Here is a 16,877-nt window from a genome sequence, read left to right on the forward strand (position 1 = left end):
GGAAACGGAGCGGAGTGTCAGAATTGGATCATGACACAGACAATCCCTCCGTTCTCTGACCTGTCTTTCCCCCGTCCAGACGAAGCGTCTCTTAAGGCGCGTTACGCGGACATTTCGTCGCTGCTTGATCGCGGGCAGCGCGAAGAGGCTCTCAAGGCTTTTGATGCCGTTCGGCGAGAGTATGAATCCTGGGCCTCCCACGTTCATCTCCAGTTTTCCCGCAATACACAAGACGAGACGGCGAAGACGGACCGTGACTACGCGGATCGCCTTTCGCCTGTTGCGACGGACCATGAAGTCATCATCAAGAAGCGTCTGCTGGCAGACCCTGATCGTGCCGGTCTGGAAGCGCTCCTGACGCCACATGTGGTTCATTTGTGGGAAGCAGACACCACGACGTTTGATCCTCGGATCAGCACGGATCTGGAAGAAGAAGCGCGCCTGACGGGCGAATACACGGCGCTTCTGGCCTCGGCGAAAATTGCCTTTGATGGCAAGGTTCTGAACCTGTCAGGGCTTGTACCATATTTGCAGGGGCCGGATCGGGACGTCCGCCATGCTGCCGAGCAGGCACGCTGGGCCTTTTTTGAAGAACATGGCGAAGAACTGGATACGCTTTATGGGCGTCTGGTTGAGCTGCGTGACCGGATGGCGAAAACGCTGGGGTTCGAGAACTATATCGGGCTGGGTTACCGCCGGATGCGCCGGACAGATTACGGCCCGGAGCAGGTGGCATCCTTCCGGGAAAAGGTTCTTAGTTCAGTTACCCCATTGGTTCAGTCACTGCTGGAACGCCGTCGCCTTAAAATGGGATGGGACAAGGTCTGGGCCTGGGACGAGGCACTGATCGATTTGCAGGGGAACCCGGAGCCGGCAGGAGATCATGATCTGCTTGTGGCTCGGGCAGAAGGCATGTTCCGTGCGCTCGACCCCAAAGGCGAAATGGGCGATTTCTACGTTCAGATGCGGGATCTCGGATACCTTGATCTGAAGAACCGGGACAACAAGGCGGGCGGTGGCTTCTGCACCTCATTCCCGACCGTTGGCAGCCCTTACATCTTTGCCAATTTCAATGGCACCCATAACGATATTGGCGTGTTTACCCACGAGATGGGGCATGCCTTCCAGAACTGGAAAAGCCGCGATCAGGACTGGGTCGATCAGCTCTGGCCGACCATGGAAGCCGCCGAGATTCATTCCATGGGCTTGGAGTTTCTGACCTGGCCGCAGATTGATACGCTGGTCGAAGACGGGGCAGGAGACCGGTATCGCCGAATGCATCTCATCGATGCGCTCTCATTTTTCCCATACGGTGTCTGTGTCGATCACTTCCAGCATGAAGTGTACGCCAATCCGCAGATGACAGCGGCAGAACGGCACGAGACCTGGGCACGCCTGGAGAAAATGTACATGCCCTGGCGGGACTGGGGCGATCTGGCTTATCCGGCAAAGGGTGGTCGCTGGCAGGCCCAGCTCCATATCTATCGTCTGCCATTTTATTACATTGATTATGCTCTGGCTCAGTGCTGTGCACTGCAACTCTGGCTTCGTTCCCGTATGAACCGGGAAGCCACGTTCGAGACATATCGCAAGCTGTGTTCGGAAGGCGGCTCCAAGCCGTTCTCACAGCTTGTGGCTGATGCCGGTCTGGTATCCCCGTTTGAGGAGGATGCTTTGGCGGAAGTCGTTCATGAAGCCGAGCAGGAACTCGGAATCTGAGGCAACGGTTCTGGCTCTGAAGGGTAACTTCAGAGCCAGAATAAACGGTTTATCCGCGGCTGTTCCACTCGGAAATCAGGTCAAGAACGGCCTGTGGAGACATGCTGCGAGCATTCCCGAGAGCCTTCGATCCGTCGCCGTTCAGGGCCTTTCCATCTGGCGTCACGATGATGACTGTCGGAACAGCCTTGATCGTCACGTCGTATTTCTGGGCCAGATCGAGATTGGTGTTAATGCGCCCGACATTCACCGGGACGATCACAAACTGGCTGTCCAGCCATGCCTTGGCGTCGGGCAGGGCAAAAATGCCGGAGAGCATTTTGCAGTCCGGGCACCAGTTGCCGCCGAAATCGAGAAGCACCTTACGGCCCGTTTTGGCAGCGAGCGCAAAGGCATCGCGCACCTGCTCCTGGGCGACGGATGTGTCTGGATAGGGTGTTGCGACCGGCGGGGCTGATGTTTCCGTCAGTTTGGGCGCAGGCGTACCTGCAGCCTGTGCTGAAAAAGGTGCGGAAAGCGCCAGACCCAGTCCGGCGGCGGCAAGAAGGGAAACGCGCATAAAAAAGGCTTTCATTGATCGAGTGGTCTGCATCACATAACGCAGTGTCACAGCAAAACGATTAAAGCCTACTTCATTCGGAAGGTCATGCTTTTGATAACGCAACACGGTTCACCCTCATCGCCCTCCGCTCAGCAGGGTGCAGAAGTCAGTATTCTGGAGACGCTCCTGAGGACCGTCGTCCTCGTTGGGCTTACCCTGGCACTTGCCGCCATTTTTCGTTTCTGGGAACCTGCCGTAAAGCTTTCTCAGAAGACTGCGGCGACGCATGCCTGGCAGTCGCTTTACAGCGTGTTTCATATTGAAACGGCGCTCGGGCGGGAACAGCTCATTCTTGTAGGTATTATTCTGTTCTGTTTTGCCGTGGCGCTGGTCGTTCAGGTGGCTGGGCTTTTTGCTCTTAAGATGATCAGAAACAGATCCTGAAGTCTCAGGCTGAGCGCCGTCTTAGTCCGGACAGTGCTGCAAGAAGCCATGCTAAAATCAGCAAGGTACCGCCATAGGGGGCTATGCGAGCTACTGAGAGTGTCCCGATTTTCAGATCAAAAAGCGCGAAAAGCGTGACGGAGACACAAAAGAGCAGCGTGCCTGCCAGCATCGTCAGACATGCAAGACGTGCCAGGCGTAGCGTCAGAAAGCGCGCTCCTAGTGAAAGCGCACAGAGTGCGATGGCGTGCCACATGAGGATGTCCACCCCGGAGTGCAGAACGGCACGGCCATTGGGGATGGCAAACATATGGTCGGGGAGGTGAGAGGCAAGCGCCCCGAGAACCACTCCGGATGCGCCTTCGACAGCTCCGGCAATGAAACAGAAGCGGAAGGCACCGGAAAAATCATGCGTGCTAGAATTTGCGGACATGGCCTGAATGTATCATGAGTGGTGCCGAACATGAATGGACCGCTTGAAGCCGGGACCATTCAGCCAGAGTGGCTGGGACATTGTCCTGGTCTCGCAGATGGAAGGAATGTCTCTTCATGACAGTTACTGTACGCTTCGCAGCTCTTGCCTCGATTGCCATGCTGGCAGGCCTGAGCGCCTGTAATGCCCCGGATGCACCGCCGGCACCGGCGCTGCCGTCTGCTGCATCAACCTATACGCTTTCGACAGCGGATGCCGCATTTCTTCAGCAGGTCGATGCCATGGACCTGACGCAGGTGAGCATTGCGACACTGGCTGCCACGCATAGCAACAGCGATGTTGTGAAGGCTTTCGCCGCAACACTGGTCAATGACCACACGACCAATCGCAAGGCCGTCTCGAAGGTAGCTAGCGATGCCAACCTGACCGTTACTGATAAGCTGAATGCTGGTGATGAAGCTCACGTTGCAGCCTTCGGGCATCTGTATGGCGCTGCGTTTGACCGTGTCTTCCTGCGCGAAGTTCTGAGCGTTCAGACGCCTGCTCTCAGCAGTGCTCTGGCAACAGCATCGCAGTCCGGCGGAACGGCCGATATCAAGACGCTGGCATCAGACACCACGAAGATGCTTAAGGACCATACGACTCGTGCGCAGGACCTGAGCGGCGCGAAGACTGTCAAAGGTCATCATCATCACTTCGGTCGTCACTAAGGTTTAGAGGCCAACTATGACGGGTGTTCGGCTTGATCGTATTGTAACGCGTGGCGGCGATTCAGGGCAGACTTCACTGGGAGACGGAACGCGTGTCTCAAAAGCCTGCCCAAGGATTGAGGCCATGGGGACGGTCGATGAGCTGAACGCTCTTCTTGGTTTACTTGATTATTCGCTTAGAGCAGAGGAAAGTATACGCGAGCTTTCCTCTGATATTCGAAAAATACAGTCCTGTCTTTTTGATCTGGGCGCAGACTTATGTATTCCGGACAAAGAGCGCCCTCAAAGTCTTACAGTAAAAGCCGTTAGTTGGCTGGAAGAACGTATTGAAGAGATGCGCCTGCAGCAGCCTGCTCTTCAAAGCTTTATTCTGCCCGGCGGTTCTCTTGTTTCTGCTCATGCCCATATGGCCCGGACTGTTGCACGGCGCGCAGAACGGCGGATTGTCGTTCTGGAGCCGGCGCCCGAGGGTGGGCTGAGGTTCCTGAACCGTCTTTCTGATTATTTCTTTGTTCTTGCGCGTCACGCCAACGATCACGGAGCAACGGACATTCTCTGGCAACCGGGGCAGTGGCAGTAAAAGAAAGATGAATACAGTCTTATTGTGTTGATGACAGGACATATAAGATCTGGTAAAAGAATTTCGTCTGATACACCGGAATGAGTTAGAAAACCGGCAGTGTCGACTTTCATTTCCTTGTCAGGGCATGCTTTTTTCTGATCGGCTTCAAGCCTTTCAGAGCCTCCGTCATTCAGGATGGGCATTCTGATCAGGTGACATAGAACAAATTTTATAATTGGTTGAAAAAACGAAGAATGCAGGACGATCAGCAGGTTAGTGAAGACAAACTGCGTGAGGCGCTTGCTCGTCTAGGGTCAGGATCTTCCCGCCCCCAGAAGGCGCGTCCCACAACGCCGACAACAGAACGCCGCCGTCGCTTTGTACGAGATGGTCAGGTTGTTGTTGAGCATCAGGCCAGCCGTGGATTTGCACAGCGCAGCAATGCTCCGAGCCAGGACGACCAGGACGAAATTGAACGTCTTCGTCAGTCCGTAAAGCGTGAGCAGCGTCGCTGGGAAGAAGCTGAGCGTTATCTGGCTGAAGCCCGGACGCAGCTCAAAGCGTATGAGACGCGAGAAGCCCACGCTAAAATCCAGATTACGGAGCTGAACCGTCATCTGCGTGAGCATCAAGACCAAATCCAGGCTCTGAAAGCCCAGCTTCATCAGTCCCGTGAGCAGGCCGCTGAAGCAGCCCGCCGTTCGCCGCGCCCGGTTGGACGTCCGCGTAAGGAAGTGCAGGACGAAACTGTGGTGAAGAAGGTCGCTGTTGAGGCCCCGGCTGTTGTTCTTGACGAGCCGGAACCTGTTCAGTGGTGGGTAAAGGCCTGAATTTCAGGCCGTCGGGCGACGGACAGAACGCCCGAACCAGAACATGATGCCTAGAAACACTGCCCATCCCAGTCCGGCTCGAACCATGTCCGGAATGGGAAGGGCCAGTGTTTCCGTGCTGCCGGTGGCGCCGACAATGGCTGCCACGGCAACACCCACCAGACTTTCTCCCACAATAAAGCCAGATGCGATCATTGTGCCCTGTTCCTTGGGGAACTTGCGCAGGAGCCAACCGAGGCCTGCTCCGATTGCGATCGTCACGGAGACGTTGGCAGGCAGGTAGATGCCCATGCCAACGGCTAGAGGCGGCAGAGCAAGACTGCGCCGCTTCAGAAGAATATCCGCAATGACCAGTACAATTCCAAGCACTGCTCCAATCTCCAGCATCAGCCAGTCCAGATTGTGCGTGAGAATACCTGTGGCAATGACAGCCATCAGAGCTGGTTGTGGCGCTGCCAGAGCCCGGGTTGGGTCCATATCAGCGCGGGGCATGGCTCCTACAAATCCGTAGGCCTGATACAGTGTTTGTAGTACCCATGGGATAACCACTGCACCGACAGCACAACCAATCAGGAGGGCAACTTCCTGCTTCCAGGGCGATGCGCCGACCAGTTGTCCGGTCTTCAGATCTTGCAGGTTATCATTCGATACGGCGGCAGATGCTGTAATGGCAGAAAGTACAAATAGCCCGAATGCAATAACCGTTGGGCGTTGGTCGGGCGAGAGAACGCCGCCACTTTCCAGTCCCCAGAGTGTGACGGAAATGGCAATGATCGCGATAATTCCGACGCCTGAAATCGGGGAAGACGATGATCCGATAATGCCCGCCATATAGCCGCAGGCGCTCGCGACCAGAAATCCAAGACCGAAACAGGCGCCCAATCCCAGAAGAACCAGAGTAACCAGTGATGCACCGTGTGGTATTGCGGGCCACAGGAACTGGGTGAACAGCCCCGAAAGGACGAGTGCCAGTCCGATGCTCAGGCCAATCAACGTCCGGGGCGCAAGATCCTGATCACTCTCATCCTGTGACGCGCGATGCTTGATGGACAGAGACTCTTTCAGGCCAACTGCAACAGGTTTGGCGAGTGCAAGCAGCGTCCAGATTGCGGCAACCGCAATTGTTCCGGCGCCGATGAAACGCACTTTATGCAGCCATAAACCTGTTGCAGCGGCCATGGGGTCTGCGGTCGGGTTCAGATGCCCCAGAATGGGAATCATGACGCCCCAGCCCATCAGAACACCCAGTAGCATGGCAATGCCACCGCCGATGCCGACAAGATAACCCGTTCCCAGAAGTGCGAGGGAGAAGCTGATATCCAGACGAAACACGGAAGCGCCGAAGCTCGTAGCGGCCGAAACGCCGTCGGACAGTAGCCTGAGCCCTGATGTCGCCAAAGCAACGGCAGCAGAGACAAGGCTTCCTTTTGTCAGGGAACGCAGGCTTTCGGCATCGCCTTCAGGGGAAGAGGCTCTCAGGATTTCAGCACAGGCTGTGCCTTCCGGATACGGGAGGTCAGAATTCTTCACCAATGCCCGACGCAGCGGGATCGTGAAGATGACGCCGGTCATGCCTCCTGCAAGTGTCAGCAGGAGTGAGACAAAATATGGAAATTCGTGCCAATACCCGACCATGATGAGGCCAGGCAGCGCTGCGAAGACGCAGGAGAGTGTTCCTGCCGCAGAAGCCTGCGTCTGCACCATATTGTTTTCGAGCATCGTCCCGCCGCCCATCAGGCGGAGTACGGCCATTGAAATGATGGTCGCAGGAATGGAGGAACCGAAGGTCAGGCCGATCTTCAATCCCAGATAGACATTTGCTGCCGTGAAGACGACGGTAATCAGGGCACCCAGAATGATGCCCCGCAAGGTCAGTTCGCGGCTGTCCATAAGTTTCATGGTGGGGCGATCCTGTGATGTCGCGTTGTTTTTTCGGGCATTACGCTGCGGAGGCCCGCACCGCAACCATTCATCAAAAAGCAAATGACAGGCTGGACTGATAATAGAGCCCGCTTTTTGCTCCGGCATTTTTCAGATCATGCGATGCTGCAAACCAGGCAACCACATGTGTCCAGTTCCAGTGTCGGGAAACAGCCCAAGTCAGCAGACCATTTGGCGCAACACCGATGAAGTGGCTGCGAAACTTCGGGAAATTATAAGCCGAACTGATTGAATAGACGGAGGACGCTGTGGTCTCCCTCCATAGAATCGGGACTTTGATCCGCAAAGACACCTTACCGTACGAACCCACGACAATGGGGGACAGATTGATCAGGTTCGCTGCGCCAATGTAGCCCGTGTAATCCAGATACGGATTTTGCGGGGCAAACGGCGCACTGTAAGTCCCGACTGTTCTTGTGCGACGGTTTTCATTTCCGCCGGAATAGACGTCCGTCTGAATTCCGAAGAATGGTTTGAGGGGCAGATTGGAGCGTCTGTATCCCAACGTCGTATTCACGGAGTAAGCAGAGACCTGGCGCCGGGCAGTGGTTCCGTATTGTGTGAAATTGCCCTGCTGCCACAAGACGCCAATGGCATATTCGAGTTGCTGGGCTGTACCGTACCACCGGAAACCGAAATTGTTACGATTTGTCGCGCCCGTTACGGAGCTGATTTTGCTCGCACTGACCAGCGGAACAGAGCCTGTTTTTCCACCAAGATGAAAGCCAATCCAGAACAGATCGAGATAGGATTGAACACGCTGTTGGCCTAGATGGAACGCGGGGACGTCAAAGGTTGTGTTGAAGCCATAGAGGCGCGTGTTCCAGTCCTGCGTGTCGTGGAACATGGCTGTTGGGGTGATGTCTGTCGCGACGAAGTTATAGAGATCGAACCGGACGTGCGGGAAAATGGCGTAAGCGCGGGGTCCGTTCCAGGTAATCTGGATGTTTGGGGGCTCCCGGTCGTAAAGGACATAGGATGGGGCATCGAGAAACTGCTGGCGTCCAAACATGAGGCCTGTCTTGGCTGTGCCAATTGTGCGTTTGTATTCGATGAAGGCCTGATGCAGATCCAGGCGCTTGCGGTAAGTGCTGCCATAGCCATATCCGTTCCAGCCTGCGGCCGTACCGTTCACGAGCTGTGCGAAAACACGCCAGTGTTCTCCAATATGGAGGTCTGCTCCCAGCATATTGCGCGTGACAAAGCGGCCTGATCCGGAGTGGGTATTCGTCCCTAGCATCGGATAGTCGTTGTACCAGTTGCGAAGGCGGGTGCGCTCGGACAGGGACAGCCAGATTGTGCGTTCATTGTTGAGAGCAATGAATTTCAACGGATCGAAAATGTCGCTCTGATGCCGTTTGTTACGCAGGTATGACCAGTCTTCCGCCCATGGCGCGACACCATAGCGTCCGACTGGTCCAAAACCTGCACCTTCGCCGTTGCCGCGATTGAATCCACCCCATCGGGGCTGGCGTCCGATCGGCGCCACATTCTGGCTCGGCGTCAGGCGGCGTGGTTGTTCCAGAAACCCTGCATGGGGAAAGTTCTGAATTTCCGGACGTTCTGCGTGATGGACCTTGATCCTTTCTTCTTTCGATGCCGAAACGTCAGGAGTCGCAGAAAAGGCTGAGGACCCAAAGCCTGCCAGGCAAGCCAAGGTCGTTTTCAGCGTAATCCGGATTTTGACGTCAGGTGAAAGAGAAGGAAAAAGGCCCTTACTGCGTCCGGCCACGGAACTTTACGACAGGGAGGTGCTGCTGATTATAAGTCAGCTCATCCTTGGTCAGCTGATAGCCGATTTCGAGCGTGTAGGGATTTTCCTGAATATTTTTGGATGCAGGAAGATCAACAAGGCGCAGATCCGTACGAACAGACTGGTTGCTGACATTCGGTTCCAGTTTGAATGTATCCGTGAAGACCTTCTTATCCACGATTTTTCCGTCACGCATGATGACGATGAAATAGGGGACGTCGATGGTGCCAGTCTTGGAGGCAGGTCCTCGCGTCAGGTTCATTGCCAGACTGACGCGGGTACGAATCATCTGCTGGTCTTTGGGGCCTTTGGGGTCACGTTCACAGTCCCCCGAAATGGCGGTGAGCTGTGCATGGCTGACCAGATTCCCGATGTCCGGATCTTTTCCGTCATAGACAAACCGGTCTGCTGCGGCGCTGGGAATATCCGTGACCGGGCATGTGGGGGCAAAGAAGCCCGGATTGGATTCGTCACATCCCGCGAGTGTTGAAATCGCGACGACGGCAAAAGCCGGGACAAACAGGGACGTGGCAAGGCGCCGAAAGGCTGGCATCTGCTGTAGAAACTCCCACAAAGCGGCCCGGACGTTGCGACATGCGTCAATCCGGTCGATACTGGTCCTACATATCGAACTCCGCCCGCTTGGGGAACACCATGTCAGATCAGACAACTCTTGCACCTGAAGGTGCTGCACACCAGAAGACGCTCCGCGTCCTGCTGGCCGGGCCTCGCGGCTTCTGCGCCGGTGTGGATCGTGCCATCCGTGTCGTTGAAGAAGCGCTGCGCCGTTATGGCGCGCCCGTCTATGTTCGTCACGAAATCGTCCATAACCGTACTGTGGTTGAAGGACTGGAGGCCAAGGGCGCCATTTTCGTTGAGGAACTCGACGAAGTGCCGCCCGACGGGCATGTCGTTTTCTCAGCGCATGGCGTGCCGAAGTCAGTTCCAGCCGAAGCGCAGCGCCGCAATCTGCTTTACCTAGATGCAACGTGCCCGCTGGTTTCGAAGGTACACCGCGAAGCAGAGCGTCACTTTGCAGGTGGTGGCCCAGAGCAGCTCCATATTCTGATGATCGGTCATGCCGGCCATCCGGAAGTAGTGGGCACAATGGGCCAGCTTCCGCCGGGCGCTGTCACGCTCATCAACGATGCTGAAGAAGCCCGTACGATCCAGCCAAAGGATCCGGCGAAGCTGGCCTTCATCACGCAGACGACACTGTCTGTGGATGATACGGCTGAGATCGTCGATATTCTGCGGACTCGCTTCCCGCTCATTGAAGGTCCGAAGCGCGAAGACATCTGCTACGCGACGACCAATCGTCAGGAAGCTGTGAAGGCCATTGCGCCGGAAAGTGATCTGGTGATCGTGATCGGTTCGCCGAACTCTTCCAATTCGCAGCGTCTGCGGGAAGTGGCCGAGCGTTCTGGTGCCCGCCGTGCACTTCTGGTGCCGAAGCTGGAAAATCTGGACTGGTCTGTGCTGGAAGGCGTTGAAACGCTGGGCATCAGTGCGGGTGCGTCCGCTCCGGAAAGCCTCGTGCAGGAAATGGTGACGGCGCTTGCTGCGAAGTACACGCTGAAGATTGAAGAGCGAATCATGAAGGAGGAAAACATCAATTTCCGTCTTCCAGGTCCGCTTGCTGGTGAGGACAACTGAGTCTTCATGGCCGTCTATACTGAACTGGCGGCCGAGGCGCTTGAAGCGTTTCTTGGCACATATGACATCGGTGCCCTGGTTTCTTTCCAGGGCATTGCCGAAGGCGTCGAAAACAGCAACTTCCTCCTCCAGACCACGGAAGGGAAGTTCATCCTCACGCTCTTTGAGCGGCGGGTCAAAGCGTCTGACCTTCCATGGTTTCTGGGGCTGATGCAGCATCTGTCGGGGAAGGGCATGAACTGCCCGCAGCCTGTACAGGCAAAAGACGGAATCGCTCTCAGGGTATTAGCAGATCGCCCGGTGGCGATCACCACGTTCCTTCCGGGGCAAGCTGTCCCTCAGATTACAGCATCTGCCTGTCATGCACTGGGACAGGTCCTCGCGACGTTCCATAAGCTAGGGCAGGACTACACAGCGGAACGTCCTAATGGGCTGTCTGTGGAAGCCTGGCGCCCACTCCTTGAGAGCTGTCAGGGCAGTGGGGATGACCTGCTGCCGGGCCTCACGCAGGAACTGTCTGAGGCAGTGTCACGGATTGAAAAGTCTTGGCCTGCTGCGGGCAGTTTGCCTCGTGGGCAGATTCATGCAGACCTCTTTCCCGATAATGTCTTCTTTCAGGGTGACCAGATCTCTGGGCTGATCGATTTCTATTTCGCCTGCACGGACCTGTTTGCTTACGATCTAGCGATCTGTTTGAACGCTTGGTGTTTTCGCGATGAGAAGGTTTTCGAGCCCGCTTTCGCTCACGCCATGATCGAAGGTTACGAAAGCGTCCGCAATTTAGAGGTGGCTGAAAAGGAAGCTTTGCCAGTTCTGTGTCAGGGAGCTTCAATCCGGTTTCTGCTGACGCGCCTCTACGACTGGATCAATACCCCGGCTGATGCACTGGTGACCCGCAAGGACCCACTGGCCTATCTGGGGCGTCTCCGACATTTCTCAGGTGTCGCCCATGTCTGATGCGAGCGCGGATCAGCTTCCGGTCGAGATCTGGACGGATGGTGGATGCAAACCCAATCCCGGCCCAGGAGGCTGGGGAGCACTGCTTTGCTTTAAGGGCAAGGAAAAGGAGCTATGGGGCGGGCATCCGGAGACGACCAATAACCGCATGGAACTGACGGCTGCGGCTGAGGCTCTGGAAGCTCTGAAGCGGCCGTGTCGGGTCACGTTGCATACAGACAGTGAATACCTCCGGAACGGTATCACGCGGTGGCATAGTGGTTGGGTACGGCGGAACTGGCGTAATTCAGCTGGTGATCCCGTTGCCAACATGGATCTGTGGCAGCGCATTCTCGATGCGGCCAAACCTCATGAAATCGAATGGCTCTGGGTGAGGGGGCATTCTGGTGATGTGAACAACGAACGTGTGGATGTATTGGCAACCCGGGGGCGGGAAGAGCTCTGAAAAAGCCATGTTTTCTGCGGGTTACTGAAGAAAGTTCAGAAAAATGTAGAAATATGAAAAAAGGGGCTTTACCGACCCCGGCGGTTGGACTAAATACCTCCTCACCGGTCCCGAATAGCTCAGTTGGTAGAGCAAGCGACTGTTAATCGCTGGGTCGTAGGTTCGAGTCCTACTTCGGGAGCCACTCTTTCTTCTTGAAAGAACTGGTTCGGTACAGTGAAAAGCCCCTTACGGGGCTTTTTTCATATCTACTGTACTGATTGACCATCACCGGAAGCTTGATGCCGTTCCGGTGATGAGTTCGTTGGATTTGCTCAGAGTTCTTCTGGTCTGACGTCTTCTAGGCGATCCAGCGCCCATAGGCTGGGAAAGAGCCGAATCCACGTTGCCGCGACAAGAATTGTTCCTACGCCGCCTGCGATAACCGCTGCTTCGGGCCCGATGGCTGTTCCCAGCATTCCGCTCTCAAATTCGCCCAGCTGGTTGCTGGAGCCGATGAACAGCGAATTCACAGCGGAGACCCTTCCGCGCATGGCGTCTGGTGTAGCCAGCTGAATGAGTGACGACCGGACGACAACACTAATGACGTCTGCTGCTCCTAGAACCATCAGGGCGACGACTGAAATCCATGTGATGTGCGAAGCGCCGAATACGATGGTCGCGATTCCAAAAACAATCACGGAAACAAACATCGTAATTCCAGCACGGCCCCCAAGTGGATGGCGAGACAGCCAGGCTGATGTAAAGAGCGCTCCGAGCGCGGGGGCTGCGCGCAGAAAGCCCAGCCCGATTGGCCCCACATGAAGAACGCTATCCGCATAGACGGGGAGCATGGCCGTGGCACCACCAAGGAGAACTGCAAACAGATCCAGGGAAATTGCACCAAGAAGGTCGCGACGTCTGTTTAGAAAACCAAGGCCCGCAAATACAGAGGCGAACGTCACGGGTTCTTTTGATGCGACCTTATGGCGCAATTTCAGAGCCAGCGTTCCTAGAAACGCCAATGCGAATCCAAGCGTCGCAAGGCTGTAGCAGATGACTGACCCAAGTCCGTAGAGAAGGCCGCCCAGGCTCGGCCCCACAATGGATGCCGTCATGAACAGCGAGGACATCAGGGCCTGTGCTCTGGGCAGAAGCTGAGGGGGAACGATCGCTGGAAGAAACGCCTGCTGGCACGGCATCTCGAAGCTGCGTAGCGTGCCGTAGAACGCTGCAAAAGCGTACACATAGGCCGGGGTCAGGCAATGCATGGCTGCGATGGCGGCAAGGGCGCCCGTGCTGAGCACTTCCAGAATCTGGCAGATCAGCACCACGCTGCGGCGATTAAAACGGTCCGCGACGTGTCCGGAGATGAATGTCAGGGGAACCATCGGTAGAAACTGTGCAAGGCCCAGATAGCCCAGCGACGAAACGCTATGGGTCAGGGCGTACATCTGCCAGCCGATGGCAATTGTCAGCGTCGTAGCAGAAAGCTGGGAACAGATTCGGCTGATAATCAGTGGGCCGAGGCCGGGAAGGGCTCGTAATGCTGGTTCAATCATTCAGGCACATTAGTCACTTCCGGCGTGCAAGTTTATTGCAAAATTCCGAGCCGGAAGGCAGATGAGAGACATGAATGCTACATCCACACCCAAACCCGTAACGTACGCAACCGTCACCTGGGACCAGCTCCATCGTGACGCCCGTACTCTTGCTGCGACGCTCATGGAAAAGCACGGTCCGTTCCGCGGTATCGTGGCGATTACGCGTGGTGGCCTGATCCCCGCAGCTATTCTTGGCCGTGAAATGGGCTGCCGCCTGATCGAAAGCGTTTCTGTCATCAGCTACGCTGGTGAAGAAGGCACGCAGCACCAGCCGAAGGTTGTGAAAGCGCCAACTGCCGCAGGTGACGGTGAAGGCTTCCTGATCGTCGATGATCTGGTTGATTCCGGCATTACGGCTCAGTTCGTGCGTGAAATGCTGCCCAAGGCTGTTTTTGCCTGCCTGTATGCCAAACCGGACGGAAAACCGCTGACCGATCACTATGTCACGGAAGTCGCTCAGGACACCTGGGTGCTGTTTCCATGGGATACGGCACCACTTTTTGTGCCTCCGCTCGTAAGAAATGAAAAAGATTGAAAAAACCCTATTGCGTCCGGAACTTATACCACCTAAGTTCCGCCTCGGTTCGGGGCGTGGCGCAGCCTGGTAGCGCGCCTGTTTTGGGTACAGGAGGCCCCCGGTTCGAGTCCGGGCGCCCCGACCAGTCTTTGAGGTTTCTTTACTGCGCCCTTAGCTCAGTTGGATAGAGCAACAGCCTTCTAAGCTGTGGGTCGCTGGTTCGAATCCAGCAGGGCGCGCCAGCCTGCTTAACAGCAGCGCCGCGCGCCTAGCAATCTTCAAAAAATTAGTTGGCAGGATTGTTCTTGCTATAGGCATCCCGAAGAACCTTTTCCATTGCTGGTTCTGGTGATCCGAGAAGAGTCTGCTTCAAGGCGCTGTTAGCCTTTATCGACAAAAGCCCCCATGCGCCTGAATGGTCGTTTGCCATGACGATTTCTAGCTGCTGCGCCGCACAGTCGTGGGGCTTGCACATGTGACCCAGTGCATAGCGTTTTCCATCCTGAGAAAAATATTCCACAGGAGTTGATGTGCCCTGTCCTGATACGACCCAGGCCGGCAATGTAATCATGCTTTTATAGGCCTCCTTGAAGCCCGAACGGCTCAGGAGCTCCTGTGTCGTTGGAACTTCTGCAGACGCAAGTGAGGTGGAGAGTGCGATAAGGGGTAACATCGCTGCGAATAATTTCAGTTTCATATGTAGTGTCCTCTCCAGCCGAGCTCGTTCAGTCAGACAAAGTGATTCCGTTGCTCCTCAGTTTCTGGAGGAGGGCGCTTTGGTCCGCGTTGATGCCACGGCAGGCCTCAAGCGCGATGTCTGTCCTAAAGCCACAGCGCATGGCGTCCTCAGCAGTTGCCGCGACACAGAAATCAAGCGCCAGGCCACAGATCACAACATGGTTGATGGAAAGGCCGCTGAGGAGCGCATTCAGGCCCGTAGAGGTGACATGGTCATTGTCGAAGAACGCTGAGTAGCTATCCCGATTCTGCGCCATTCCTTTGTGAATGATATGGCTGATCGGGCTAAGATCGAGAGATTTTGGAAAATCAGCACCTGACGACGCTGCAACACAATGTTCGGGCCAAGGTCCGCCTTGTGGCGCGAAAGAGCAGTGATTTGCGGGATGCCAGTCCTGAGTGGCAACCACTGCCTCAAAGCCGAGATGGGACAGGGTATTAACCTGAGCAATGATTTCATCGCCTTTAGGAACAGCCAAGGCTCCATGAGGCAAAAAATCATTCTGGACGTCGACGATAATCAGAGCTGAGTGCTGGAAATCAGGCAAAGGAGCAATCTTCCGAGGCTGAGGCAGGAGCCATGTCCTGCAGAACGCATTGTGCGATCTTAATCAGCCTCCATGCCTGGAAAAAAGGTTTCCCGTTAGAGGCGTGTCACCAGAAGCTGGTTAATCCGGAAGCCTTCAACGTCCACAACTTCGAATCGGAAGCCTGAAGATTCGACGCTATCGGCCTTTCGGGCCATGCGACGCAGGCGATTCATCACGAAGCCACCAACGGTATCGAAATTCTGGGCATCGTCGAAAATCGGAATATCGAGCTCGCGAATGACGTCACCGATTGGTGCTGCGCCATCAATAAGCCAGGAGTTGGCATCACGGCGAACAATGGCCTGCTCTTCAAATGGGCTGACCAGACCATCCATGAGGGCGCCCATGATGTCCTTGTAGGTGATGAGGCCCACGACTAGGCCGTACTCATTCACGATCAGTGCAAAGCCTGCGGAATGAGCATCAAACTGCGCGAGAGTTTCCCACAGGTTCAGCGTGTCGGGCAGGGATAAGACATCCCGACGCATTTTGAAGATCTGGCTTGCGACGGGAGTCAGGCTCTCCTTGGATTGCGGCTCATCCACAACAGCAACCAGAACGTCTTCTGCGCGAATAGACCCGATCACGCGATCCAGACCGCCATCGCAAAGAGGATAACGGGAGTAGGGACGCACGCGAACCTTGTCCCGCTGGCTCTCTGGTGTCTCCTGAACGTCCAGAAAGACGATCTCATCACGCGGGGTCATGGCGGACGTCACGGAGCGATCCTGAAGGCCCAGAACATTCTGAATCATCTGATGTTCCTGCTCCAGCAGGATACCAGAGGCTGTGCCCGCAGCGAGAATAGCGCGCAGATCTTCAGGCGTTACAGGTTCGACAGTGGCCGCAGCTGGGATTTTCATCACGCGCAGAAGCACATCGGATACGCGCGAAAAGACCCAGACCGCAGGATACAGAACCTTCAACGCCAAGGCAGGGAACCACCCAACCTTAAGAGCGATCCGATCCGGTGCATTCATTGCAATCCGCTTGGGAAGCAGATCCGCGAACAGGACGAAAAGTCCCGTAATAAGAATGAAGGAGCAGGCCGAGCCGCCCTTGGCCGAAAGAGACGGCGAAAAGCCCATGAGCTGGAAGCCGTCTGCGATGGGCTCGCTCAACATCGATTCGCTGATGATACCGCCAAGAACGCCAACGGCATTCAGGCAGATCTGCAGGACAGTAATGACCTGCCCGCTATTGCGACGGAGCTTTAGAAAGGCAACGGCTCGTGGATCGCCGGCCTCTGCTTTCGAGCGAAGCCTGACGTCACGAGCTGCGGCGAAGGAAATCTCTGAAAGAGAGATCAGGATGGAGACCGCGATCAGGACGACGGTCGCGAGAAGGCCCAGCAGGAGAAGAACAATCATGTGCTGGGTGTAAGAAGAAACTTGCATGCAGGCGGCATCATACTCCGAAGACACCAGAACACGCCAATTATCTTCGGGTGGCAGCCAT

The 16,877-nt window shown here is 55.7% G+C and carries 18 protein-coding genes and 3 tRNA genes; 12 read left to right on the plus strand and 9 right to left on the minus strand.

The features are described from left to right. The first annotated feature begins 30 nt into the window (after positions 1-30). Complete coding sequence (locus KP702_RS06960) at positions 31-1,719, plus strand: M3 family oligoendopeptidase (protein ID WP_202208459.1); 1,689 nt, start codon at positions 31-33, stop codon at positions 1,717-1,719. A gap of 49 nt (positions 1,720-1,768) precedes the next feature. Here the strand turns inward: KP702_RS06960 and KP702_RS06965 are convergent, their stop codons facing one another. After that, positions 1,769-2,293 carry a thioredoxin family protein gene (locus tag KP702_RS06965; RefSeq protein ID WP_373687834.1) on the minus strand — a complete coding sequence of 175 codons (525 nt, stop codon included), beginning with the start codon at positions 2,291-2,293 and terminating at the stop codon, positions 1,769-1,771. 72 nt (positions 2,294-2,365) lie between these two features. On the opposite strand from KP702_RS06965, the gene KP702_RS06970 reads away from it, so the two are divergent. Next, complete coding sequence (locus KP702_RS06970) at positions 2,366-2,704, plus strand: hypothetical protein (RefSeq protein WP_052750061.1); 339 nt, start codon at positions 2,366-2,368, stop codon at positions 2,702-2,704. A gap of 4 nt (positions 2,705-2,708) precedes the next feature. On the opposite strand, the gene KP702_RS06975 is transcribed toward KP702_RS06970, so the two are convergent. After that, positions 2,709-3,137: a DUF423 domain-containing protein gene (locus KP702_RS06975; protein ID WP_202208461.1), complete on the minus strand. Its 429-nt coding sequence runs from the start codon at positions 3,135-3,137 to the stop codon at positions 2,709-2,711. A gap of 116 nt (positions 3,138-3,253) precedes the next feature. Between KP702_RS06975 and KP702_RS06980 the strand changes: the two genes are divergently transcribed. From KP702_RS06980 to KP702_RS06990, 3 genes are all read left to right on the plus strand, one after another. After that, entirely contained in the window at positions 3,254-3,847 is a 594-nt protein-coding gene (locus KP702_RS06980; RefSeq protein ID WP_202208462.1) for a DUF4142 domain-containing protein, read from the plus strand. 16 nt (positions 3,848-3,863) lie between these two features. After that, complete coding sequence (locus tag KP702_RS06985) at positions 3,864-4,427, plus strand: cob(I)yrinic acid a,c-diamide adenosyltransferase (protein WP_202208463.1); 564 nt, start codon at positions 3,864-3,866, stop codon at positions 4,425-4,427. A 236-nt stretch (positions 4,428-4,663) separates the two neighbouring features. After that, on the plus strand, positions 4,664-5,239 hold the full coding sequence (locus KP702_RS06990; RefSeq protein WP_202208464.1) for a hypothetical protein: 576 nt from the start codon (positions 4,664-4,666) through the stop codon (positions 5,237-5,239). Positions 5,240-5,242: 3 nt separating this feature from the next. Here KP702_RS06990 and KP702_RS06995 read toward each other — a convergent pair whose 3' ends face one another. The 3 genes from KP702_RS06995 to KP702_RS07005 form a co-directional block, all read right to left on the minus strand. Next, positions 5,243-7,138: an OPT family oligopeptide transporter gene (locus KP702_RS06995; RefSeq protein ID WP_215768707.1), complete on the minus strand. Its 1,896-nt coding sequence runs from the start codon at positions 7,136-7,138 to the stop codon at positions 5,243-5,245. 73 nt (positions 7,139-7,211) lie between these two features. Then, on the minus strand, positions 7,212-8,912 hold the full coding sequence (locus KP702_RS07000) for an alginate export family protein (RefSeq protein ID WP_202208466.1): 1,701 nt from the start codon (positions 8,910-8,912) through the stop codon (positions 7,212-7,214). Beyond that, a complete protein-coding gene (locus KP702_RS07005; protein WP_215768708.1) occupies positions 8,896-9,486 on the minus strand; it encodes a hypothetical protein in 591 nt (196 codons plus the stop codon). Before KP702_RS07005 ends, KP702_RS07000 begins: the two co-directional genes overlap by 17 nt. Positions 9,487-9,587: 101 nt before the next feature. On the opposite strand from KP702_RS07005, the gene ispH reads away from it, so the two are divergent. From ispH to KP702_RS07025, 4 genes are all read left to right on the plus strand, one after another. Further along, entirely contained in the window at positions 9,588-10,589 is a 1,002-nt protein-coding gene (gene ispH / locus KP702_RS07010) for a 4-hydroxy-3-methylbut-2-enyl diphosphate reductase (RefSeq protein WP_046901354.1), read from the plus strand. Positions 10,590-10,595: 6 nt separating this feature from the next. After that, a complete protein-coding gene (locus tag KP702_RS07015; protein ID WP_202208467.1) occupies positions 10,596-11,546 on the plus strand; it encodes a homoserine kinase in 951 nt (316 codons plus the stop codon). After that, on the plus strand, positions 11,539-11,991 hold the full coding sequence (gene rnhA / locus KP702_RS07020) for a ribonuclease HI (RefSeq protein ID WP_046901356.1): 453 nt from the start codon (positions 11,539-11,541) through the stop codon (positions 11,989-11,991). The genes KP702_RS07015 and rnhA overlap by 8 nt, the downstream gene beginning before the upstream one ends. A 108-nt stretch (positions 11,992-12,099) precedes the next feature. Further along, positions 12,100-12,175, plus strand: a tRNA-Asn gene (locus KP702_RS07025). Positions 12,176-12,305: 130 nt separating this feature from the next. Here KP702_RS07025 and KP702_RS07030 read toward each other — a convergent pair. Continuing rightward, the gene (locus KP702_RS07030) at positions 12,306-13,532 is read right to left on the minus strand and encodes an MFS transporter (protein WP_064273089.1); all 1,227 of its coding nucleotides are present in this window, start codon (positions 13,530-13,532) and stop codon (positions 12,306-12,308) included. Between the two features lie 61 nt (positions 13,533-13,593). Between KP702_RS07030 and gpt the strand changes: the two genes are divergently transcribed. From gpt to KP702_RS07045, 3 genes are all read left to right on the plus strand, one after another. After that, on the plus strand, positions 13,594-14,109 hold the full coding sequence (gene gpt / locus KP702_RS07035) for a xanthine phosphoribosyltransferase (RefSeq protein WP_086633629.1): 516 nt from the start codon (positions 13,594-13,596) through the stop codon (positions 14,107-14,109). 50 nt (positions 14,110-14,159) lie between these two features. Then, positions 14,160-14,236: transfer RNA gene (locus tag KP702_RS07040), tRNA-Pro, on the plus strand. A 20-nt stretch (positions 14,237-14,256) separates the two neighbouring features. Then, positions 14,257-14,333: transfer RNA gene (locus KP702_RS07045), tRNA-Arg, on the plus strand. Positions 14,334-14,377: 44 nt separating this feature from the next. Here KP702_RS07045 and KP702_RS07050 read toward each other — a convergent pair. From KP702_RS07050 to KP702_RS07060, 3 genes are all read right to left on the minus strand, one after another. Then, the gene (locus KP702_RS07050) at positions 14,378-14,788 is read right to left on the minus strand and encodes an Ivy family c-type lysozyme inhibitor (RefSeq protein WP_202207291.1); all 411 of its coding nucleotides are present in this window, start codon (positions 14,786-14,788) and stop codon (positions 14,378-14,380) included. A 28-nt stretch (positions 14,789-14,816) separates the two neighbouring features. After that, positions 14,817-15,377 carry an isochorismatase family protein gene (locus tag KP702_RS07055; protein WP_202207292.1) on the minus strand — a complete coding sequence of 187 codons (561 nt, stop codon included), beginning with the start codon at positions 15,375-15,377 and terminating at the stop codon, positions 14,817-14,819. A gap of 95 nt (positions 15,378-15,472) precedes the next feature. Continuing rightward, the gene (locus KP702_RS07060; RefSeq protein WP_046902044.1) at positions 15,473-16,816 is read right to left on the minus strand and encodes a hemolysin family protein; all 1,344 of its coding nucleotides are present in this window, start codon (positions 16,814-16,816) and stop codon (positions 15,473-15,475) included. Positions 16,817-16,877: the final 61 nt, after the last annotated feature.

Source organism: Gluconobacter sp. P5B12 (assembly GCF_018812035.1).
In the GTDB taxonomy this organism is placed as follows: domain Bacteria; phylum Pseudomonadota; class Alphaproteobacteria; order Acetobacterales; family Acetobacteraceae; genus Gluconobacter.